This is a genomic window from Brachyspira pilosicoli P43/6/78 (genome assembly GCF_000325665.1).
In the GTDB taxonomy this organism is placed as follows: domain Bacteria; phylum Spirochaetota; class Brachyspiria; order Brachyspirales; family Brachyspiraceae; genus Brachyspira; species Brachyspira pilosicoli.
The window spans coordinates 833566-854843 of sequence record NC_019908.1 but is presented as its reverse complement, the minus strand read 5'-3'; the positions used below and the strand labels follow the sequence as shown (position 1 = coordinate 854843).

Annotated in this window: 25 protein-coding genes and 1 pseudogene; 22 read left to right on the top strand and 4 right to left on the bottom strand. The window is 25.7% G+C overall.

Annotated elements, in window-relative coordinates:
- Positions 1-43 precede the first annotated feature (43 nt).
- Together fdxA and BPP43_RS03800 are read right to left on the bottom strand one after the other, a co-directional pair.
- A complete protein-coding gene (gene fdxA / locus BPP43_RS03805; RefSeq protein ID WP_013245128.1) occupies positions 44-211 on the bottom strand; it encodes a 4Fe-4S ferredoxin in 168 nt (55 codons plus the stop codon).
- Positions 212-304: 93 nt separating this feature from the next.
- Complete coding sequence (locus BPP43_RS03800) at positions 305-1576, bottom strand: hemolysin family protein (RefSeq protein WP_015274230.1); 1272 nt, start codon at positions 1574-1576, stop codon at positions 305-307.
- 237 nt (positions 1577-1813) lie between these two features.
- On the opposite strand from BPP43_RS03800, the gene BPP43_RS03795 reads away from it, so the two are divergent.
- From BPP43_RS03795 to BPP43_RS03710, 18 genes and pseudogenes are all read left to right on the top strand, one after another.
- The gene (locus tag BPP43_RS03795) at positions 1814-2614 is read left to right on the top strand and encodes a thymidylate synthase (protein ID WP_013245130.1); all 801 of its coding nucleotides are present in this window, start codon (positions 1814-1816) and stop codon (positions 2612-2614) included.
- Positions 2611-3111 carry a dihydrofolate reductase gene (locus tag BPP43_RS03790; RefSeq protein WP_015274229.1) on the top strand — a complete coding sequence of 167 codons (501 nt, stop codon included), beginning with the start codon at positions 2611-2613 and terminating at the stop codon, positions 3109-3111. Before BPP43_RS03795 ends, BPP43_RS03790 begins: the two co-directional genes overlap by 4 nt.
- Before the next feature lie 306 nt (positions 3112-3417).
- Positions 3418-5100 (top strand): amidohydrolase, encoded by a 1683-nt coding sequence (locus BPP43_RS03785; RefSeq protein ID WP_015274228.1) that lies wholly within the window; start codon positions 3418-3420, stop codon positions 5098-5100.
- Between the two features lie 30 nt (positions 5101-5130).
- Positions 5131-5901, top strand: a complete 771-nt coding sequence (locus tag BPP43_RS03780; RefSeq protein WP_013245133.1) for an HAD-IIA family hydrolase — start codon at positions 5131-5133, stop codon at positions 5899-5901.
- 61 nt (positions 5902-5962) lie between these two features.
- Positions 5963-6661 carry a purine-nucleoside phosphorylase gene (gene deoD / locus BPP43_RS03775; RefSeq protein ID WP_013245134.1) on the top strand — a complete coding sequence of 233 codons (699 nt, stop codon included), beginning with the start codon at positions 5963-5965 and terminating at the stop codon, positions 6659-6661.
- A 277-nt stretch (positions 6662-6938) separates the two neighbouring features.
- Positions 6939-8306: an aldehyde dehydrogenase family protein gene (locus BPP43_RS03770; RefSeq protein WP_015274227.1), complete on the top strand. Its 1368-nt coding sequence runs from the start codon at positions 6939-6941 to the stop codon at positions 8304-8306.
- A 693-nt stretch (positions 8307-8999) separates the two neighbouring features.
- Positions 9000-9368 carry a hypothetical protein gene (locus BPP43_RS03765; protein ID WP_015274226.1) on the top strand — a complete coding sequence of 123 codons (369 nt, stop codon included), beginning with the start codon at positions 9000-9002 and terminating at the stop codon, positions 9366-9368.
- Positions 9358-10309, top strand: a pseudogene (locus tag BPP43_RS03760) (hypothetical protein). The gene BPP43_RS03765 and the pseudogene BPP43_RS03760 overlap by 11 nt, the downstream one beginning before the upstream one ends.
- Entirely contained in the window at positions 10275-11135 is an 861-nt protein-coding gene (locus BPP43_RS03755) for an ATP-binding protein (RefSeq protein WP_015274224.1), read from the top strand. Before BPP43_RS03760 ends, BPP43_RS03755 begins: the two are co-directional and overlap by 35 nt.
- Before the next feature lie 56 nt (positions 11136-11191).
- Complete coding sequence (locus tag BPP43_RS03750) at positions 11192-11518, top strand: hypothetical protein (protein ID WP_041752812.1); 327 nt, start codon at positions 11192-11194, stop codon at positions 11516-11518.
- A gap of 2 nt (positions 11519-11520) precedes the next feature.
- Positions 11521-11799: a hypothetical protein gene (locus tag BPP43_RS03745; protein ID WP_015274222.1), complete on the top strand. Its 279-nt coding sequence runs from the start codon at positions 11521-11523 to the stop codon at positions 11797-11799.
- A gap of 57 nt (positions 11800-11856) precedes the next feature.
- Positions 11857-12126 carry an HNH endonuclease signature motif containing protein gene (locus BPP43_RS03740; protein ID WP_015274221.1) on the top strand — a complete coding sequence of 90 codons (270 nt, stop codon included), beginning with the start codon at positions 11857-11859 and terminating at the stop codon, positions 12124-12126.
- 11 nt (positions 12127-12137) lie between these two features.
- Complete coding sequence (locus BPP43_RS03735; RefSeq protein WP_015274220.1) at positions 12138-12383, top strand: hypothetical protein; 246 nt, start codon at positions 12138-12140, stop codon at positions 12381-12383.
- A gap of 160 nt (positions 12384-12543) precedes the next feature.
- Positions 12544-12984, top strand: a complete 441-nt coding sequence (locus tag BPP43_RS03730; RefSeq protein ID WP_015274218.1) for a hypothetical protein — start codon at positions 12544-12546, stop codon at positions 12982-12984.
- A gap of 73 nt (positions 12985-13057) precedes the next feature.
- On the top strand, positions 13058-13270 hold the full coding sequence (locus BPP43_RS03725; RefSeq protein ID WP_015274217.1) for a hypothetical protein: 213 nt from the start codon (positions 13058-13060) through the stop codon (positions 13268-13270).
- The gene (locus BPP43_RS03720) at positions 13263-13748 is read left to right on the top strand and encodes a hypothetical protein (RefSeq protein ID WP_015274216.1); all 486 of its coding nucleotides are present in this window, start codon (positions 13263-13265) and stop codon (positions 13746-13748) included. The genes BPP43_RS03725 and BPP43_RS03720 overlap by 8 nt, the downstream gene beginning before the upstream one ends.
- Positions 13749-13790: 42 nt before the next feature.
- Positions 13791-13958, top strand: a complete 168-nt coding sequence (locus tag BPP43_RS03715; protein WP_013244424.1) for a hypothetical protein — start codon at positions 13791-13793, stop codon at positions 13956-13958.
- 121 nt (positions 13959-14079) lie between these two features.
- The gene (locus BPP43_RS03710) at positions 14080-15009 is read left to right on the top strand and encodes a tyrosine-type recombinase/integrase (RefSeq protein WP_015274214.1); all 930 of its coding nucleotides are present in this window, start codon (positions 14080-14082) and stop codon (positions 15007-15009) included.
- Between the two features lie 51 nt (positions 15010-15060).
- On the opposite strand, the gene BPP43_RS03705 is transcribed toward BPP43_RS03710, so the two are convergent.
- Positions 15061-16161, bottom strand: coding sequence for a DUF3800 domain-containing protein (locus BPP43_RS03705; RefSeq protein ID WP_015274213.1), 1101 nt, complete (start codon positions 16159-16161; stop codon positions 15061-15063).
- A 379-nt stretch (positions 16162-16540) separates the two neighbouring features.
- Between BPP43_RS03705 and BPP43_RS03700 the strand changes: the two genes are divergently transcribed.
- The 4 genes from BPP43_RS03700 (at position 16541) to BPP43_RS03685 (ending at position 20787) form a co-directional block, all read left to right on the top strand.
- Positions 16541-16780 (top strand): DUF6290 family protein, encoded by a 240-nt coding sequence (locus BPP43_RS03700; protein WP_015274212.1) that lies wholly within the window; start codon positions 16541-16543, stop codon positions 16778-16780.
- 80 nt (positions 16781-16860) lie between these two features.
- Complete coding sequence (locus BPP43_RS03695; RefSeq protein WP_015274211.1) at positions 16861-18876, top strand: ATP-binding protein; 2016 nt, start codon at positions 16861-16863, stop codon at positions 18874-18876.
- A gap of 33 nt (positions 18877-18909) precedes the next feature.
- On the top strand, positions 18910-19908 hold the full coding sequence (locus BPP43_RS03690) for a hypothetical protein (protein ID WP_015274210.1): 999 nt from the start codon (positions 18910-18912) through the stop codon (positions 19906-19908).
- Between the two features lie 129 nt (positions 19909-20037).
- A complete protein-coding gene (locus BPP43_RS03685; protein WP_015274209.1) occupies positions 20038-20787 on the top strand; it encodes an Abi-alpha family protein in 750 nt (249 codons plus the stop codon).
- A 209-nt stretch (positions 20788-20996) separates the two neighbouring features.
- Here BPP43_RS03685 and BPP43_RS03680 read toward each other — a convergent pair whose 3' ends face one another.
- Positions 20997-21266 (bottom strand): hypothetical protein, encoded by a 270-nt coding sequence (locus BPP43_RS03680; RefSeq protein ID WP_041752811.1) that lies wholly within the window; start codon positions 21264-21266, stop codon positions 20997-20999.
- Between the last annotated feature and the right edge of the window lie 12 nt (positions 21267-21278).

The following is a 21278-nucleotide window of genomic DNA, read 5'->3' as shown; positions in this document are numbered from 1 at the left end:
GCAGATCATAAATGACCCGCCCCAACTTATGCCTACTTAAGCATTAAGCTTGATGTATAGCGTTGCTAGGACAAACAGCTTCACAAGCTCCGCAATCAGTACATTTGTCTGGATCTATTTTGTAAATATCTCCTTCGCTAATTGCATCGAAAGCACACTCAGGAAGACATGATCCGCAAGCTACACAATCGTTATTTATAACACGTGGCATAATTTACCTCCATAAAAAATTAAACTGTACGAGCATTATAACATAACTAAAAAATTATAGCAATATTACATATTATACAAATATACAATATATTTAATTCTCTTCTAATTTTTCAACTATGACTTTATCTATTCTAGCTCCGTCCATATCAACTATCTCTAAAGATAAGTTTTTCCATGTTATAGATTCTCCTTCTTTTGGAACATGTTGTAATAATTCTAATATTAGTCCGCTTATAGTATTATAGTTGTTTGATATGTTTTCATCTTCTATTTCAAAATATTCTAAAAAGTCATAAATAGGGCATTGTCCGTCAACAAAATAACCGCCGTTTTTTCTTTTTCTTATATCCATATTTTTACTTGTTTCGCTAATAGAACCAACCAAAGCAGAAAATATATCATGCTGTGTAATCATACCATCTATGTTTCCAAACTCATCAGATATAAAGCCTATTTTTGTGTTATTTTTTTTCATTTCTTCCAATACTAAATAAACTTCCATATTGTTGTGAAAGTATGTTGCCTTTTGTGCATATTTTTCAATTTTTGATTTGCTATTATTTAATTTATCAAATATTTCATTTATTTTTATAACGCCAATTATATTATCTAAAGTTTTGTCTATTAGAGGGTATACAGTATAAGGATTTTTGGATATTGTTTTTTTTATTTCATCATTAGTCATATTTATATCCAAATACACTATATCAGCTCTATGAGTCATGATTGATTCTATTTTTCTATCACCCAAAAAAAATGCTCTTTCTATAATATCCTGTTCTACTTCTTTTACTTCTCCGCCTTGTTTGCCTTCTTCTATCATTGATTTTATTTCTTCTTCTGTAACAGGAGTTTTTTCATCTTTTATGCCTAAAGTTCTAGAAACTATAATAGCACTGTTTGACAATATCCACACAAATGGAGCTCCTACTTTTGATAATATAGTCATTGGGCTTGCCACAGCTTTTGCTATTTTTTCTGACATAACCATTCCCAACCTTTTTGGCACTAATTCACCAAATATCAATGTGAGGTAAGTAACTAATGCTACTATTATCACTTGAGATATTACAGAAGAATATGCTCTGGGTATATTTATTTTTATTAAAAGGTTTGATAAATCTTTTGATATAGTGTCTCCAGAATATATACCTGTTAGTATGCCTATTAATGTTATTCCTATTTGTATGGTTGATAAAAACTTATCTGGTTCATTAGCTAAATCTAAAGCTATTTGTGCTTTTTTATTTCCGTCTTTAATATCTTTGGTTAAAGAGCTTTTTCTTGCTGATATTATAGCTATTTCAGACATAGCAAATATTCCATTTAAAAGTATAAGTATTATTACAATAATTATGTCCATTTATTATATTCCCTTAAAAAAGTAGTAGATTTTACTCATGAAAAAATAAGATTGATTTTTGAAAATGTTATTACTCAGCGGCATATTTGTTAATAATTTCCTATATATTAATATTTTATAATATATAGGAAAAATTACAATAGCTATTTTTATTAGTGTTTTTTTATCGTAAAATATATAATTGCTAAAAATAATTAAACATGTATAATTAGTTCTAAAAACAAATTAGGATTGTTTATGAAAAACTATTTGGAATTATTAAAAAAAGTTTTAGAAGAGGGTGAAGATACTAAAGACAGAACTGGAGTTGGCACTAGAAGAATATTTGCTCCGCAGTTAAGATTTAAATTTGAAGGAAATAAAATACCTATTATAACTACAAAAAGAGTATTTATGAAAGGTGTTATTATAGAATTATTATGGTTTTTGCAAGGCTCAACAAATATAAAATTTTTGCTTGAGAATAATGTTCATATATGGGACGAGTGGGCTGATGATATGGGTGAGCTTGGTCCTGTATACGGAAAGCAGTGGAGAGCTTGGGAGACTAAAGAAGGAAATAAAATAGATCAAATTTCTAATGTTGTTAATACATTAAGAAATAATCCAACAAGCAGAAGAAATATTTTGAATGCATGGAATGTGGGAGAGATTGATAAAATGCATTTGCCTCCTTGTCATATGATGTGTCAATTTTTTGTTAACAATGAAGGTGGTATAATAACACATTTGTATCAACGTTCTGCTGATTTATTTTTAGGTGTTCCTTTTAATATAAGCTCTTATGCTATACTCACAAGACTTTTAGCTATGCATAGCGGACTTAAAGCTTCAGAATTAATAATGACATTTGGAGATGCACATATTTATAATAATCATATGGAGCAAGTTAAACTTCAGCTTTCAAGAGAGCCTTATGAACAGACTACAGAATTATTTATAGAAGAGCGTCCGAATATATTTAGTCATGTTTATGAGGATTTTAGATTAGAAGGCTATAAATATCACCCAACTATAAAAGCGGAGGTAGCTGTTTGATAGTTTCATTAATCGCTGCTGTTGATTCAAAAAACGGCATAGGATTAAATGGTGTAATGCCTTGGGGACACATTAAAGAGGATATGCAGTTTTTTAGAAGCACTACCACAGGATATGCTGTTGTTATGGGGAGAGTTACTTTTGAGTCATTAGGGGGAAAGCCGCTTCCAAATAGAAAAAACATTGTTATATCATCTAATAAAAATGAGCTTTCAGATAAATACGATAACCTTTTTTATGAAAATAGTTTTGAAAATGCTATTTCTAAATTATTATTAGAAAAGCATAATCAAATATTTATTATAGGAGGGGAGTCCATTTATAAAAGAGCAATGGATTATGCAGATAAAATATATCTTACTCATATAAATAAAAATTATAATTGCGACAGATTTTTTCCAGAAGTAGATAGTAAATTATTTTCTTCAAGGATATTGAAGAACTTTGTTTATGATGATATAGATGTTAGTATTGTGGAATATACTAAAGATTTTTAACTTTGTCAACCGTAAGTTGCAGAATTTTTCTCCCGTTATTACTTATTATACTGATAATTCTTTATGTAAAAATGCAGTTCTTTTGCTTCTTTTATACCAATACCATAAGCACTTCCTTCGGTCGTAAAAGAAGTGGGGGTGCTGCACGGTGTGTACTTCGTTAAGGGCAAAGCCACCGCAAATAAAAAAATTAAAAATATTTTTATAAAATATGGTTTTTGGATATTTAACAGAATAAAAAGTGTTATGTAATTTTTACTTTATAATATATAATTTTGTTATCAATAAATAATAATGAGGAATATTATGAAGAAATTATTCTATTTATATGTATTGTTTATTTTGGCTATTTTTATATCTTGCTCTAATAAACAAAATAGCAATTTGCAAGTGTATTATAATGGTAATATTATCACTATGGAAGGAAACACAGAAGAGACTCTATATGCTAAAGCTTTAGAAGTAAGCAACGGAATCATCACAAAAGTAGCATACACTGATGAAGAAGCAAATAATTTAATAAAAAATAAATCGCTAGTAGATTTGAAAGGTAAAACTTTAATGCCTTCTTTTATAGACCCTCATAGCCATATAATAAGTTTTGCACAAGCTCTCACAACTGTAGATTTATCAGGATGTACAAACATAGCAGAAATTGATTCAAGATTAGAAGACTATATAAAAAATAATAAGCTTACAAACGGTGCTTGGGTTATAGGTTTTGGTTATGATAATAATTTACTTCCAGGTAAAAAAAATCCTACAAGAGATGATTTAGATAAAGTTTCTACAAACTTAGCTATATTTATTACGCATGCATCTGGACATGTTGGAAGCATGAACTCTAAAGCATTAGAATATTTTGGTGTAGATGAAAATACTCCAGATATAGAAGGCGGAGTTATAGAAAGATATCCTAATAGCAAAAAGCCTACTGGTTATATGGAAGAGGCTGCTTTTATGAAATATGCTAGAGAGGTTGATTTTAAAGTTACTGATGAAGACATGATGAACTTTGTTAATCAGGCAGAAGATGTTTATTTAAGTTATGGTATTACAACTGCTCAAAACTCTTTAATTGTAAATGGTGATTTGCCTTTAATAGAGAATATGATAACAAATAATAGATTTAAAATAGATATAATAGGTTTTATAGATTTAAAGAATGCTCCTAATATTTTTGATGAACATAAAGATTTAATTGGTAAATACAGTAATAGATTTAAAATATCAGGCTACAAAATATTTTTAGATGGTTCGCCTCAGGCTAAAACTGCTTGGCTAAAAGAGCCTTATATAACAGGAGAGAAAGGCTACAGAGGATATCCTATACATGATTACAACACTGTAAAAGAATATGTAAGAAAATCTTTTGATGATAAAATGCAATTACAGGCTCATTGTAATGGAGATGCAGCTGCTGAACAATATGTTGATGCAATATCAGAGGTTATGACAGAGAGAAACACTACAAATAATTATAGAGCTGTGTTGGTTCATAGCCAGATTGTAAAAGAGAATGAATATAAAAGAATGAGAGAGTTTAATATAATACCTTCTTTATTTGTTGCTCATATATATTATTGGGGAGACACACATATAGCAAATTTAGGAATGGAGAGGGCTTCTCAAATAAGTGCAAGCAAAACTGCATTAGATAACAACTTGCCTTTTACATATCATCAAGACACCCCTGTTATAAAACCTAATATGATAGAGACTATAAGTTGTGCTTTAAATAGAACTACAAAAGATGGAGTATTACTTGGAGAAAATCAGAAGATAGATGCTCTAAATGCTTTCAAGGCTATTACAATAAATGCTGCTTATCAAAATGGAGAAGAGGATATAAAGGGCAGTTTGAAAGAAGGCAAATTAGCAGATTTAGTAATACTTTCTGATGACCCATTAAAAATAGATGCAAAAGACATGAACAGTATAGAAGTTTTAGAGACAATAAAAGAAGGAAAAACTTTATATAAAAAATAATATTTGTATAGATAAAGAGGTAAAAATAATATGGTTAGTATAATATCAGATATGGACGGAGTAATATATAGAGGAAATAATTTAATAGATGGTGCTAAAGATTTTGTTAATATGCTTTTAGAGAAAAATGTATCTTTTTTATTTCTAACAAATAATGCAGAGCAGACACCAATTGATTTAAAAAGAAAATTAGAATCTCTTGGCATAGATGGTTTAGAAGAGAAACATTTTTTTACAGCAGCACAGGCAACAGCAAAGTTTATAAAGACTCAGCAAGAGAATGGAAGTGCTTATGTAATAGGTACGGGCGGATTAGTGAGCGAGCTTTATAACATAGGCTATAGTATAAATGATGTTAATCCAGATTATGTTGTAGTTGGTAAAACTAGTGCTTTTAATTTTGATATGCTTAAAAAAGCTGTTTCACTTATAAATAAAGGTGCTAGGTTTATAGGCTGTAATCCAGACATAACAGACCCTGCTCCAGATGGAGAACTTATACCGGCAGTTGGACCTATACTTGCTGCTATAGAAACTGCCACTGGAAAAAAGCCTTATATAGTAGGTAAGCCTAATCCAATCATGATGTCTATTGCAAAAAATAAAATTAATGCACATAGTGAAAATACTGTTATGATAGGTGACAGAATGGATACTGATATACTTGGTGGGCTTGGTGCTGGAATGAGAACTTGTTTAGTATTATCCGGTGTTACAAAAATGGAGATGCTAAAAGAGTTTCCTTATAAACCAAATTATGTATTTAATTCTGTGGCAGAAATAGATGTTGATAAACTTTGATATATATATTAAAGTTTTATTATGTTATAATTAATTATATTAAAAAAGGAGTTTATATATTATGGCTACACCTCATATATCAGCAAACAAAGGCGACATTGCAGAAACTATTCTTCTTCCTGGAGACCCTTTGAGGGCTAAGTTTATAGCTGAGAATTTTTTGGAGAATGTAAAGCAGTATAATAGTGTAAGAAATATGTTTGGATATACTGGAACATATAAAGGCAAAAGAGTTTCTGTTCAGGGTACTGGTATGGGAATGCCTTCTTGCAGTATTTATTCTTATGAGCTTATACATTTTTATGATTGTAAGAATTTAATACGTATTGGTACTGCTGGAGCTTTAGTTGATAAGCTTCATATTGGTGATTTAGTTATAGGAATGGGAGCTTGTACTGATTCTAATTATGCTTCACAGTATGAACTTCCTGGTACTTATGCTCCTATTGCTAGTTATGATTTACTTAGAAAGGCTGTTAATAAGGCTGATGAGATGAAAATAAATTATCATGTAGGTAATATTGTATCATCTGATGTATTTTATGGAGCTAACAATGCTACACCTAAATGGGCAAAAATGGGAGTATTAGCTGTAGAGATGGAAGCTGCTGCTTTATATATGAATGCAGCATATGCAGGAGTGAATGCTCTTTGTATGGTAACTATATCAGATTCATTAGTTACAGGAGAAGCTACAACAGCAGAGCAGAGAGAGAAAACTTTTACTAATATGATGGAAGTGGCTTTATCGCTTGCTTGAGATATACGAAGATTATTGTTTTTCAAGATTTTTCTTGTTCCTTTTCGTTCAGCAAAAAGTACAAGTAATACATTGTATTTTTGAATATACTTAAGTATTACTTCGTAAAAATGCGGTTCTTTTGCTTCTTTTATACCAATACCGAAGGCACTTCCTACGGTCGTAAAAGAAGTGTGGTCTGGGGCAAAGCCCCAGATATCAAAACTAAAATATAACTTTATTTTGATAAATATGAAATTTTAATATATATTAGATATTTTAAAGGATACTATTTTTTATGTATATAGAAGAGTTAAGAAATAAGCAAAGAGAGTTTTTTAAAAGCGGTGCTACTTTAGAATATTCTTTTAGAATAGAGCAGCTAAAAAAACTAAAGGCTATGATTATAAAAAATGGGGCTAATTTTATTGATGCTCTAAATAAAGATATGGCTAAACTTGAGTTTGAGGCTATTGGTACTGAATTATTTATTATAATTGATGAGATAAATCTTTTTATAAAAAAATTAAAAACTTGGATGAAAGATAAAAAAGTTAAAAGAAATTTCCTCACAATAGATTCTAAAACAATTATAATGAATAAGCCTTATGGAGTATCACTTATAATATCTCCTTGGAATTATCCTTTGCAATTAACTTTTCTTCCTCTTATAGGCTCTATTGCAGGAGGAAATACTTCTATAATACTTCCTTCTCAATTAACTACTAATGTTTATGATGCAATATATTCTTCTGTAAAAGAAACATTTGATGAAGAGTATATTGCCGTTGTAGATAAATCTTTTCCTGCAGAAGAGACTACAAAAATAGAATATAATAAAATATTTTTTACAGGCTCTCCTAGAGTTGGAAAAATTATAATGAATAATGCTTCTAATTTTTTAACTTCTCTTACATTAGAACTTGGGGGAAAATCTCCTGTTATAGTTGATGATAATATAAAAAATATTAACAAAGCTCTAAAGAGAATAATATGGGGGAAGTTTATTAATTCTGGGCAAACTTGCGTGTCGCCTGATTATTTATTAGTAAACAAAAATATTAAAGATAAGTTTTTAGATGTATTCAATACAGAAATAAAATTATTTGAAGATGAGAGGAAATTAAACAGAATTATTAATAAAAGTCATTATGAAAGATTAAAAAGTTATTTAAATGACGGCAAAATATTATACGGCGGTGAATATGATGATGAGTCATTATCTCTTGCAATTACATTATTAGAGCCTAACAGTTTAGAAAATAATGTAATGAAAGATGAGATATTTGGAAGTATTTTTCCTATAGTTTATTACAGCACTAAAGAAGAGGCAAGAGATATTATAGATAAAGTATGTTCTCACCCTTTGGCTATGTATGTTTTTTCTGATGATAATAATTTTATAGACTATTTTTTAAACAATATTTCTTTTGGCGGTGCATCTGTAAATGACACTATAAGCCATATATTAAACAATAATGCTCCTTTTGGAGGAGTGTCAACAAGCGGAATAGGGGAGTATCATGGTTATTATAGTTTTGAATGCTTTACAAATAAAACTACAGTATTAAAAAAGAATTATAATTTCGAGCTTAATACCAAATATCCACCTTACAGCAAAAATATAAAAGCATTAAAGTTTTTGTTTGAGTTATTTAAGAAATAAGATATTTAATTATATTAGTTCAAATCTATATTATATTTTTGAATATATTTGAGTATTAATTTATAAAAATGCAGTTCTTTTGGTTCTTTTATACCAATACCGAGTAGGTGCCTATCGGCAAAAGAACTGGGGGCTCGGGGGCTAGTCCCCGATAACAATAAAAAAATAAAAACTAAATTTTGACAAACTTAAAAATTTTCAATATAGTTGAAACAATAATTTTCTATCAACTTTTTCCCGCCTTCGCGGTGCGGACTTCGTCAAAGTTGCAAAAAGTGCAAATAATAAAATAATACTAATTATATTATTAATATAAATTATTAAATTAAAACAAAAACAATATAAATATTTATTTCAACGAATTTAAAAAGAGTATGGGAAGCGGTACAAGTTTCAAAAATCTTATTTATCAACAAATTAAAAAATATAATATGTCTTAAAAACATTTTAGATTCTAATCAAAAACAAGTATTACAAATATCGAAAATAAAATTAGATAAAAAGTTTGGCATCAACTTTTATAATAAAAAACAGAATATATTTTATCAATTAGCATTCCTGCTAAAAAATATCAAAAACAAATGCAGTAGAAATTTATTTAAATCTTTAACATCACTCTTTGATGTCATAATATTTATTACTGCAGAAGGAGGAGCATTTTTTAAATAATATGGTTATGGGGGGAAGTTTAAAATGATAATTCAAAAAATAGGAATAAAAGAATTATTAAAATATATAATAAAAAAAATATTTAATAAAAAAGATTTATTACACTTTGAAGAAGAGCATGCATCAAATAATATCATCAGAAGAAAACTTTATGAGCATATTCATAATACAAGTTTTGGAAACATAAAATTAATAAAATTAAGATATGAGCTTTTATATACAGAATATTCAAGAATAAAAAAAATTAATCTTCAAAAATTGGCAAAAAATAGAAACATAAAAACTATAGAAATGGCTATTGAGCTTGATAAGAATAATAACACAAGTCATATTAATAACTTGTATGAATTAGCAAAAAAATTATTTCCAGAGGTAGAAAAAAATGCAAACTGAGAACAATAAAACAGAAGTGAAAAATGAATACTTAATAGCAACGTTTGGCGATGCTATGCTTGAGAGAGGTTTTACATCGATACCTAATACATTAATTTATTATAGAAAAAGATTAGGACTTACAGCAAGTGAGTTTGAGTTTATAATTGCTATAATAAGTTTAAGCTGGAAAAATGAAAAAGAAATTAGAGATAGAGAAATAAATCCAATGGGGCAGCATTATTACAGACAAAGGCAAAGCCTTTATGCTAAGGGGTATCTAACTTTTTCAAGCAGAAATGTTTATAGAGGAGATAGATTTGCAGGAACAGGAACTGTGTATAATTTATCAGGATTAAAAAAAGCTATAGAGATGTTTGTTGAAGAAGATAGAGCTATAAGAAATATGGATGCTCCTGTAGAGCATAAATATGATGAGCCTAGCTTATTCGGAGATGATATAAACACAGAACCATTACAGCCTCATAAATTAATCAAAGAGGAAAAAGAAAAACCTGAAGAAGAAAAAACTTCAGAAGAAAAAGAAGAAGACAAAAAGAAAAATGAGTTTTTAGAAAAATATAATGATCTTCATAAAGAATTAGTAGGTTGTAGAATAAGATATGGACTTCATATTACATATACCAAGTTTTTAATTGATATATTTAAAAATCGTGTGCATGATAACTTTGATGAAGCCTTATCAATTGTAAAGTTTAATTTCTTAAAATTACCATTAAATAAAAGATACTCATTAAAACTTCAGGATTTATTAAGAATGGCTTTGTGTACAAAAAAATGAAAGTAATAAAAATAATACCAACAAAGGAAATCAAAAATCGGAAGAAGATAAAAAATATACAATACCAAGCGGAATTGAGAAATTAGAGTTTTTATTAAAAGAAATAGAAAGAGGAGGAAGTATTGATGAAGCGTATTCTAAAATTGCAAATTGCGGATAGCAGCTACTGTTTACAAAACTATAAGAAATATTTAGAAGAATTGAAACAAATAGCAAGAGATGGAAAAGACCCAAATTGCAAAAAATGTGATGAAGATGGATTTAAAAAAGTTTCTCAGTCATCAATATTTTCAGGAAGAAAAGTTTTTTTACCTGAGATGTGTGATTGTGTTAAAAATGAAAAAACTGAAATATCTAATAAATTAGATAAGCTTGAAAAAATTATAGTTAAATATAATGATATATTTAATTCTTTAGATATTAACATGACATTAGATATTTTTGCAAATAGGTTTAACAATCAAAAGCTAGTAGATACAATTAAAAAATATTTAGAATTAGGAAGTATGAGTTCTTTATATCTTGAAGGGGAAAGCGGAACAGGTAAAACAACAATACTTAAAATGTTATGGCAAATATATGCTATTAATAATATCAAGGTATTGTATATAGAAGCATCTAATTTTGAAGATATGCATAAAAACCTATTTAATAAAAATGCTCAGGACAAAGATTTAAAATCAAACATAGATTCAAAAATAGAAAATGTAAAACATGCAGATATTATCATGATTGATGATGTTGACAGTGTAGGCTTTCATTATGCAGCAGAAGGCTATTATAAATTATTTGATAAAATAAGAGCATTAGAAAAAACGGTTATTATTACATCAAATAAAAATTACTGTAGTTTGATGAATAGCTTAAATATAAAAACAAGAAAAGATAACATTGAGGAAATCAAAGGAAGACTGACAAGCAGATTATTAAACTTAAATATTATAGAACTAAAAATGCAGAAGGTGAAAGAATTAATAACAGCTTAAATAGTCAAAATAACATAACGGATATTTTTATAAGATTTTATTAATAAGGTATATGTATGCTAAAATTAATGGTTTTCAGTATTAATACTAAAAAGTATTTTGTATTGGGATGTTTAGAATTAGAGAAATTTTTAAAACATCTTGGAGAACCGTCTTATGCTAATTTAATCACAAAGGAATTAAAAGAGTTGCTAAAAAGTTATGAGCCAAATTATAAAGAATCTAATTGGGATGTAAAGTTTTCTAACTGGTTAAAAAGTTTGGAAGTAGGAGATTATTTATGTATGTATGATGGTTGGATTACAGATTACAAAGTTATGGATGATATAAGAAAACAATATATAGATCAATTAAAAAATAAAATTAATAAAAAGGGAGAATAAAAATGTCATTTTTAGAAAAAATGCTAACACATTACAATCAAACTAAATTAGCTATTTTAGAAGGAATAGAAAATAAAATAATCTCCGAATATCCAGAGTTAAAAGATTCTATGGGTATTAAAAGAAACAGATTAGAAATTAATAGTGATTTATGCTGTTGTTATATAGATATAGAAAATGAAACATTCAAGATATGTATTGATGGGCAAACTCCATATTGCTATGAAGACCTTGAATCTGTGTTAGTAGATATTGGAGAGCAAATAGCTGCTAATGAATAATAGTATGTTAATAACTTGTCAACAATGTTGATAAGTTGTGAATAAAATGTTTATAAAATGAGAAGTGATAATCAAGCATATAAAAGATATAAAAGTAAAAAATGGCGTGTATTTAGAAAACAGTTTTTAGATAAAAATCCTCTATGTAAAAACTTTAATGAATGCCATAGCTTTGCTGAACATGTGGATCATATAAAGCGTGTAGAAAGTGAAGATGATCCATTGTTTTATGATGAAAGTAATTTGCAAGCATTATGCAAAAGATGCCATTCTAGAAAAACAGCAAAAGAAGACGGAGCTTTTGGAAATAAAAAGAAAGATTATTAGCAGGAGATTTTATGAATATAAATAATAGTAATGAAAGAAAATATATACATATAGATAAATTAGAAGATGGGAGACTTGTTATTGATGCTGAAAATATTAATAGTGAAGATACTGTTTATTTATTAACAGAGTTTATATATTTCATATCTAATGCAAATAATAAACCTGCAGATGGTTTTGTAGATATAATTAAAAAGGCAGTACAATATAAAATGAAATTGGAGAAAGAAAAAGGAAATCACAGTGAGGGTAATTAAGATTTATAAAATATATGATAGTAAAGAATAGTTGTAAAGATTGTATATATTGTTTAGAAATAAAATCATCTTATTTCTGTAAGCATAAAAAAGATATTATAGCTATAGCAAATATAAATAATATCTGTAAAAAATATAAATTAAATAAAAAGAGGGAAAAATGAGAGAACTAAACATTATAGAAGATAAAGGACTTTTTGGTATCACTTTTAAGTCTGATGATAAAGAAGAAGCCAATACCGTTATGAGGGCTATACAGAGATTCATATTAACGAGAGAGAATATATCCAATAATAATGAAGATTATACTAGTAAGAAGAAAAGCAAAGCAAAAAGTAAGGCAGAATCTAAAAAAGCTCAGACAACAATAGAAGATATACAAGAAGAAATTGATAAGAGAAAAAAAGAATCATTTGAAGAACAATTACAAAAAGATAACTCAATAATCTCTTTTAGTGAAGATGAAGAAGAAGCACATTATAAAATAGACGAAGATCCATTAAGTTCAGATAGCAATATAAATAGATGGGATTTTGATGAGGATGGGGATAAAGTAGATGGAGAGGGCAATAAATTACTTTTTAGTGAAGAAGGTATATAAAATGATTTCTGCTATATTCAATAATGATTTAAATATTCCAATAATTAGTGATTTTGAAGATGAGGAGTAATTTATGCCAAAAGGGATATTAATTAATAATTGTTTAATAAATATAGACCATATAGCAATCATTCATTTTCAAGAAGAAAAGAAAAAAATAATAATAATTACTATAGATAGTGGATTGCCTACAGCTATAACATTTAAAACAAAAGAAGAATATAACAAATATTATAAACTTCTACGCTCATTATTTAAATTAGTAATAGAGAGAAAAAATGATTGAAGCTGTTATACATCATTATGATACAGATAATGAGTTTAGAAGAATCAATGACATCTTTGGAATATTAAAACATCAATATAAAAATATTGTTATTAAATATAAAAAAAGAAAAAATAAAAGTAAATTATTTGTTACCATCAATAATGAGAAATTAGATTGTAATTACTCTTTAGAGTTTTATATGCAAACAGTTGAAAATATATTAAATGAGGATTCAAAAATGCAATTAAAAGAAAGGATTTATAAAGCATTAAAAGAAACTCTTACTTTTAATCATTTAGAGTTTAATGTAATGATGAATGAAGAAGAAGATAAATTACTATTTATAGAGCTATCTATGCATGGTAGAATTGTCCGCATTAACAAAGGTACTACATACCAAGATATATCAGACAATGATGACAAAGTAAGAAAATGCTTAAAAGACATATATAAAGAGTTTGAGGAAGAAATACAAGAATTATTTGATATGGAATGAGATAAAAACTTCTTGAAAAATCATTAAACTAAGGATATATAAATGATGATTTATGAAATTGGATCTATAAGCTTTGGATTATTTAGTATTGTTTTTATTTTTATAAGCATAACATCAAAAAATGAAATAGCTAAAGCTTTTTATATACTTTGTTTCTTTTTATCAAATATTGTTGCTTTACTTTGTGATATAGTAATAAAATTAAACTAGAAATTATTATGTCATATCATAATAATTTAACATTAATGTTTTTATAGAACATAGTTATAAAAGTTTATATTCTTTTCTATAGGTAAAGGCTTTTGTCTTTAATTTATAGAAAGGTATAAACATGGCTTCTAAAAATAAGAATCAACTAATATCACAAAATAATAATAATATAATAACTGAAGAGCAAGCAGAACTTCTTATTAAGCAAGCTAATTATTTAAATATACTTGACTATATGAAAGAAGAGCAGCTTATTAAGCAGATAGATTATGAAACAGAAAAAGAAAACTTTTTTAAGCAATGCTCAAAGACAAAAAGCAATCATACAAAAAGACAATATAAAAATGGGCTCAATAAGCTAGAAGAATATTGCCGTATAAATAATAAAAATATTTTATTTATTAAAGCCAGAGAAGCTGATGACTTTATAATAGAAGTCAATTCAAGTGAACTTTCTAATTTAAGTATACGTGCCTTAGTTTCTTCTTGTTCTTCTTTCTTCTCATTTTTAGAGAGAAGATATCCATTTATTAAAAATCCTTTTCGTGGTACAAAAGCTCGTCCTCCTGTTAAAAATAAAAAAAGACTTGAAGTTCCAACTAAAAAAGAAATTGAATTAATAATTAAAGATATATCTGACCCTTTGATAAAGATGGCCATCATTTTTATAATGGAATGCGGTGTGCGTGTTGGTGCTTTACCTAAACTTGAAATAAGAAACAATAAATATTATTCCTATTCAAAAGGAAAAGAGATAAGTTGGAAAGTTACTGACAAGGTTATAAAAGAATTAAAAAAGTATAATCTCGCTTTTAATGCTCCTTTCAAAAATAAAAGCTCTGAAGTAATAAGAAATGTTTTTTATAGGAGTTCAAAGCGTTTATATGAACAAGGTAAAATAAAAGCCTCTTACTCTATACATGATATAAGACATTATTTTGCTGTTACTTTATATAAAAAAACCAGAGACATAGAACTTATTAGAAAAGCATTAAACCATAGTAATATAGCTATAACAGGACTATACTTAAGAAGTTTGGAAGTAGAATAATATTTTAAGTGTTGCGATAATTACTGTTATCACAACACTTATAAAATATAATTAATGTTCAATATATTTATTAAAATATTGTATTAATTTTTTATTATCAATATCTATTTTTGGAAATCCATTTTTACTAATATTAGATAAAAATTTATATTCAGTATCATATGATAAATATATAACGCTATTCCCTTTCAATACACCAAATGTATCTATAAAATATTGGTTTATTATTTGTTTTGCATATTTGTTAATGTTTTTTTCATTTAACAAGATTCTAAAAAAACCTGCTAATAAATCGGCTAATTGAATTATTTTATTATTTTTTGAATCTATTGTATTTAATGGAAAATTAATATTATTTTCTAACATACTTTCAATGTTAGATTTTTTTATAACTTTTTTTATATATTTAAATCCATCAAGGTTGTCATGAAAAACATTTATTTTATAGTTTATCTTATAATTATTGTAATTATTGACATAGTTTATATAAACAATTATATGGGTTAATAGTTTTGATAAAAGACCAGCAAAAAATTCTTCTGCTTTTAGTTCATCAATATTAATATTAGTATTAATATTATCAAGATAATTAGATAAATAATTTAAGTTATTAGAATCTAAAATTTTTGATATTTCTTGTTTAGTATTATATAATATTTGTTGATTTGTATATTTACTATTATAATTTTTTGACCAAAATTCATTAAAAATATTGGAATTATAAAATGTAATATTATTATGTATAATATTACTAATAGCTGTTTTAAATTCTTGCAATTCTTTATATTCAATGGGATTAATAATATTTTTTGTTTTAAAAAACACTTCAACTATAAAACAGCTTATGATATATTTTTTTTCCAATAATAACACAAATGGGTACATTTTTTCTTTTAAGATATCATTAAATAATTCTTTATACTTTTTATAATATTTATCTTTATAAAAATACTTTGTAGCTTTTATTTCAACATTATTTTTATCAAATAAATAATAATATTTATTTGATAAATTTTTTATTGATCTATTTTCTATAGATTTTTGTATTAACCAAGCTCCATATGTAAAAAATTTTTGTTCATTATCAATCATATTAGCACCAGTATTCCCACTTTCATCTATATATAAATTGAATACAGTTTCTTTTAACATTAGTAAATCCTTTATAAATAATATATTATTTTTGTAGAAAAATTGTTGACATTTTTTCATCAAATATTATAATTAATTCCAATAAGAAAAGTAAGGAAAACCGAATGGATAAAATGATTACTTTGGTTACTAAGGTTATATAACTTACTACGGTGATTATAACTTTAGTTGTGGTTATAAAGCAGATCAAATAGTCTAATTTATAACTAGCCAAAGTGATTGGGTGGAAACACTCAACCTTCACTTCTTATATGGTTATTATATAGCATATATATTGAGTGTCAAGTATAAACTTTCAAATTATTGATATAATTTTAAGTATAATAATAATTATATGTTTGGTAATTATTATAGTAAAATTAAATAATAGGAATAAATAATGGAAATAATAAAAAAAAATAATAGGGGTGGAGCTAGACCAAATACAGGTGGTGCTCGTGAAGGTGCTGGCAGAAAAAAGAAAGATGATAGGGATAAAAAGACTAGTTATAGAATATCATTTAGATTAAATGAAGAAGAAAATGAAATGCTTAAAGAAATAGCCAAAGAAGAAGGAATGAGTATAGGGCAATATGTGAGGAAATGTGCATTAGAAAATATAAATAGGGTGTTGCGATAATAAAGGTTATCGTAACATAAAAATTATTAAAATTATAGGAATAAATATGAGTGTATCATCTAGAAACAATATTGAAGTAAATGAAAGTCAATGCTAGAATAATACAAAATACTCTAGCAACGAATAAAGATACATTTTTAGCATTATGTGAATTAATTAATAATTCTATACAAGCATCTGCATCTAAAATAGAAATAACTATTGATACTAGTGTGAATGATAAGGATGAATTTATAGAAAACTCCATAAATAAGATCATTATAAAAGACAATGGAGTTGGTGTATCAAAATCAGATTTAAATAAAAAACTTTTGGAAATGGCAAATAATAGCAAAATAACAGGTAGAGGTGTTGGTAGATTTTCTTCATTTCAGCTTGGAAAAATTGTAACTTTTGAAACTGTTGCATATGATATGAAAGAAAATGCTTTTATAAAATCAAGTTTTGTCCTATCTTTAGAAAATATAAAAGATCTTACTTTTGAACACCTTGATATAAATGTACAATATGAAAATATTGGTATTAATTCAGAATCTTATTTCCAAGTAACAATAGAAGATGGTTATTCAAATGATGCAGATTATAAAGACAAAAAACAATATAAAATTAGCGAAAAACTTTCAACAGAAGAAAAAGCTAAAAATAATATTTGGGAAAACATATTTATACATTATTACCTCTATATAATAGATAAAAAAGTATCATTTATTATAAATAATAAAGAATTAGATCCTAATAAATATAAGATATCATCTCAAAAATTTGATAAAGAATTTATTTCATTGGATGGAAATAAATATAATTTTAATTATGAAGCTATTGAATATAAAGATACAAAAAATAATAATAATAAAATTGTATCATTATTAGTTGATAATGATAATATAAAAAGTATAGCAGCATCTTACGAATATCATTTATCAACTCCAAATGTATCTTCTTGGGTAATATACATATATTCAGATATGTTTAATAAAGAAAAAGATGCATTTAGAAATATAGATATTAATAATATAGATGAAAATCTTACTCATTTAAAAGATGAAATAAAAAAACATTTGGATGACTTTTTCTACAAAGAATATAAAGATTATTATGATTTTGAAACTAATTTGAAAAAAGATAATACATATCCTTATAAAAAAAATACTCCATCAGAATCTGAAGAAATGGTTTATATAAGATTTTGTTATTGTATAGAAAAAAAATTTAAACTATTAGAGAAACAAAATAAACTAAAAAATATTATATATCCTTTAGTTAATAAATGTATAGCAGATGGAAATATAGCAATTATATTGGATAAACTAGGAGATTTACCAAAACCCCAAGTTGATGAATTAAAATCTTTATTAGATAAGGCAGATTTAGAATATATAGTACCATTTGCAAATGAAGTAGCTTCAAAACAATTATTTATAGAAAACCTTTCTGAATTAGCATATAATAAAGATTATAATGAATATATAAATGAAAGAGACCACTTACATAAACTAATAGAAAATAATTTATGGATATTTGGTTCTGAATATAATGGTACTAAAATAGTACAATCTGATAAAACTATATCTAAAACATTTGAAAGATTAAGAAAAAGTGTTTTTGGAGATGATGCTGATTTGTCTACAATAAAAGAAAATAAAGATAGAATGGATTTATTTGTATGGACAGAAATAGATAAAGGAAGTGCTCAAAAAAAAGAAATATTAGTAATAGAGCTAAAAAGATTTTCTAAAGAAATAGATAGAAAAGAAATAAATCAAATTTCTGAATATAAATTTGCTATTGAAAAAGAGCAAGCATTATCAAAAATAAATTACTCATATAAATTAATTTTAATAAGCAGTTATATATCGGAATTTGCAGAAAGCAAATTAGCAGATCCTAAAACTGGTTTATTAGAAACTTCAAATAGTTGTGATTTAAATGTTTATATTCTAAGATGGTCAGATATAATAAGTGAAAATAAACAAAAATTGTCTTATTTAGGTTCATATTTAAAAACTAAGGATATGAATGCTCTAGAATATATAAAAAATAATTATCCAGATATAAATATAAAAAAAATAGAATCTAAAATGAATCTAAAAAAGTGATATTTATATAATAATATTAAAAGGAAAATAAAAATGAATTTAAGCCAAATAATATCAATTATAGTATCGATTATAGGAGCTATAGTATCAGTTATAGGGGCTATAGTATCAGTCGTGTCATCATTAAATAAATATAAAATAGATTGCAATTTAGAGTTAATAAAGGAGCAAAATGATAGTAATCCTGATGTAAAATTACAATTAAAAAATTTAAATAAAGAAACAGTAATGAGTGTTTTTGATAAAAAGGGAACTATGTATATAAAAATAACATCAGACAAACCTGATTTCAGTAAGTATAGTGATTATGTTTGCAGGTATTTACAAGTATTAGATAACAAAAAATTATGTGAAATTATATATCAAAATAGAATAAAAGATATAGAAAAACTATTAGGTTCTAGTAATATACTTGACATTAAAGAAATTGACTATGGAAAAATAGTTTCTACCTATGATAAAACTAATATTATAGTTTATAGATATCCACAATTCAAAGAGTATGATACTTTTAATATAAATGAAAGAATAAAAACTATATGCACTGAATCTGTTCTAGTTTATAAAAATATCTTACCTGAATTATATAAAAAATTAGGATTTGATTTATTAATTGCTAATAGTTCATATCCTTTATTAGATGCTTTCTCTTATATGATAAATTATCTTTCAGCTGGAAAAAGATTTTTAGAAAATCAATTATATGAACACAATTTTGCTAATCAACTAAGGACATTTTTAATTACTTTAAGTAAATCAGAACTATTACAAGAAGAAGGAGTAAAATTAGTTAATGAATCGTTAAAAAAAGTTAATAGTTTACAAGAATTAATGGAAGAATATTATGATAATTTTTATAATACAGAAGAAATACCTATTAATATCATTTATTCAGACTATGTAAAATTATTAGAATTGGGCTTTAATACTATTATGCCAAATAAACTATTTTTAGAATTAACATGTAAAAATAAAAAATTATTTAATAGAAAAGAAACTCATAAGTTATATAGTTATATTAATATTGATTAGTAATATTATTTTATTTGATATAACATTTATTTGAAAAAGTCCACTTTATTAAATAAAAATATATTTATGAATAAAGTTCATAAATAATATAAGTAATTTATATTATTAATCGTAACAGGTAAATAAAAAATGAATAATGATTTAATTAGAATTATAAATGACATGATTTCTTCTTTTAGAGATGGGGCTATAGAAGGTGCAGGTGCTTATATTGCTTGTACTTTTTTAGATAAGATAAAATCATTTATTAAAGATAGAGATAATTTTTTTGAATATTTAAATAATAGATTATCAAAAGATTTAAAAGATAAAGAAATTGTAGAACCAGAAAGAAATATATTAATACCAAGTATGGAAGGTATATTATTAAATGAAAAGGAAACACCTTTACATGAAATGTTTTACAATCTTTTAAAATCCTCTATGGATAAAAATACATCAAATTTAGTACATCCAGCATTTACACAAATCCTAAAACAAATGTCTTCTCAAGAAGCAAGAGGATTGTTAGATGTATCAAATAATTATGAAATATATAGAATATACGATGCTTACTGCTTGGATGATTATAGAATAAATCAAATAGATATCATTAATAAAAATAATCGAAAAATTATATATAAAAATAATGCAAATTTAAATTATTCATATATTTTTGATAGATTAAAATCTTTAAATTTAATTTATTTTGAAGATAGCACTATAAATATGCCTAAATTAGATGTTTGTATTAATGAATATAATTATATTGTACATGATAGACTAAAACTTACTTCATTTGGTGAATATTTTATAAAAGTTTGTTATAATGATAAATGTAAAGAATTACTTGAGATAATAGATATTAAAAATTATTTTGAAAGTATACTAAAAAAATAATATTTCAATAAGACAAATTATCGCAACAGATGTTATTTTGAATATAATGCAATTCAAATTAAATTGATAATTTTTTATATTAGTAATATGGATTCTTTATATGTTTTAATGGCTAGGGGGTGGGTAAAATCTCTACAAGCTTTTAAGTTGTGCAACGAGTGGGGAGTCTTTTATATGTGGCGATAATTTTTTTATTAGGGGGTATGAAATTATTTTTCTAACTCTTTAATTTTATTTTCTAATTCTTCAATTTTTTTGTACTTTATTTCTAATTCTACAACTCTTTTTTTTAATTTCTGCATTTCACTTCCTTTCTCTTCGTATTCTTTTTTAGCTTTTGCAACACAAGCCTGCACAAAACCTCCAAATGTGGCATTTGAATAGTTAAATGGATCTGCTTTGCTATTTTTTACCATTTTTACAATCCATCGATATAAATCCTGATTAAAATTAATTGATACACTATTCCTTGAATCCATAAAATCTCCTTA

Bases quoted from the DNA above. Each gene is read 5' to 3' on its own strand.
- fdxA (WP_013245128.1), bottom strand. From the start codon at position 211: ATGCCACGTGTTATAAATAACGATTGTGTAGCTTGCGGATCATGTCTT.
- BPP43_RS03800 (WP_015274230.1), bottom strand. From the start codon at position 1,576: ATGGACATAATTATTGTAATAATACTTATACTTTTAAATGGAATATTT.
- BPP43_RS03795 (WP_013245130.1), top strand. From the start codon at position 1,814: ATGAAAAACTATTTGGAATTATTAAAAAAAGTTTTAGAAGAGGGTGAA.
- BPP43_RS03785 (WP_015274228.1), top strand. From the start codon at position 3,418: ATGAAGAAATTATTCTATTTATATGTATTGTTTATTTTGGCTATTTTT.
- BPP43_RS03780 (WP_013245133.1), top strand. From the start codon at position 5,131: ATGGTTAGTATAATATCAGATATGGACGGAGTAATATATAGAGGAAAT.
- deoD (WP_013245134.1), top strand. From the start codon at position 5,963: ATGGCTACACCTCATATATCAGCAAACAAAGGCGACATTGCAGAAACT.
- BPP43_RS03770 (WP_015274227.1), top strand. From the start codon at position 6,939: ATGTATATAGAAGAGTTAAGAAATAAGCAAAGAGAGTTTTTTAAAAGC.
- BPP43_RS03765 (WP_015274226.1), top strand. From the start codon at position 9,000: ATGATAATTCAAAAAATAGGAATAAAAGAATTATTAAAATATATAATA.
- BPP43_RS03755 (WP_015274224.1), top strand. From the start codon at position 10,275: ATGAAGCGTATTCTAAAATTGCAAATTGCGGATAGCAGCTACTGTTTA.
- BPP43_RS03750 (WP_041752812.1), top strand. From the start codon at position 11,192: ATGCTAAAATTAATGGTTTTCAGTATTAATACTAAAAAGTATTTTGTA.
- BPP43_RS03745 (WP_015274222.1), top strand. From the start codon at position 11,521: ATGTCATTTTTAGAAAAAATGCTAACACATTACAATCAAACTAAATTA.
- BPP43_RS03740 (WP_015274221.1), top strand. From the start codon at position 11,857: ATGAGAAGTGATAATCAAGCATATAAAAGATATAAAAGTAAAAAATGG.
- BPP43_RS03735 (WP_015274220.1), top strand. From the start codon at position 12,138: ATGAATATAAATAATAGTAATGAAAGAAAATATATACATATAGATAAA.
- BPP43_RS03730 (WP_015274218.1), top strand. From the start codon at position 12,544: ATGAGAGAACTAAACATTATAGAAGATAAAGGACTTTTTGGTATCACT.
- BPP43_RS03725 (WP_015274217.1), top strand. From the start codon at position 13,058: ATGCCAAAAGGGATATTAATTAATAATTGTTTAATAAATATAGACCAT.
- BPP43_RS03720 (WP_015274216.1), top strand. From the start codon at position 13,263: ATGATTGAAGCTGTTATACATCATTATGATACAGATAATGAGTTTAGA.
- BPP43_RS03715 (WP_013244424.1), top strand. From the start codon at position 13,791: ATGATGATTTATGAAATTGGATCTATAAGCTTTGGATTATTTAGTATT.
- BPP43_RS03710 (WP_015274214.1), top strand. From the start codon at position 14,080: ATGGCTTCTAAAAATAAGAATCAACTAATATCACAAAATAATAATAAT.
- BPP43_RS03705 (WP_015274213.1), bottom strand. From the start codon at position 16,161: ATGTTAAAAGAAACTGTATTCAATTTATATATAGATGAAAGTGGGAAT.
- BPP43_RS03700 (WP_015274212.1), top strand. From the start codon at position 16,541: ATGGAAATAATAAAAAAAAATAATAGGGGTGGAGCTAGACCAAATACA.
- BPP43_RS03695 (WP_015274211.1), top strand. From the start codon at position 16,861: ATGAAAGTCAATGCTAGAATAATACAAAATACTCTAGCAACGAATAAA.
- BPP43_RS03690 (WP_015274210.1), top strand. From the start codon at position 18,910: ATGAATTTAAGCCAAATAATATCAATTATAGTATCGATTATAGGAGCT.
- BPP43_RS03685 (WP_015274209.1), top strand. From the start codon at position 20,038: ATGAATAATGATTTAATTAGAATTATAAATGACATGATTTCTTCTTTT.
- BPP43_RS03680 (WP_041752811.1), bottom strand. From the start codon at position 21,266: ATGGATTCAAGGAATAGTGTATCAATTAATTTTAATCAGGATTTATAT.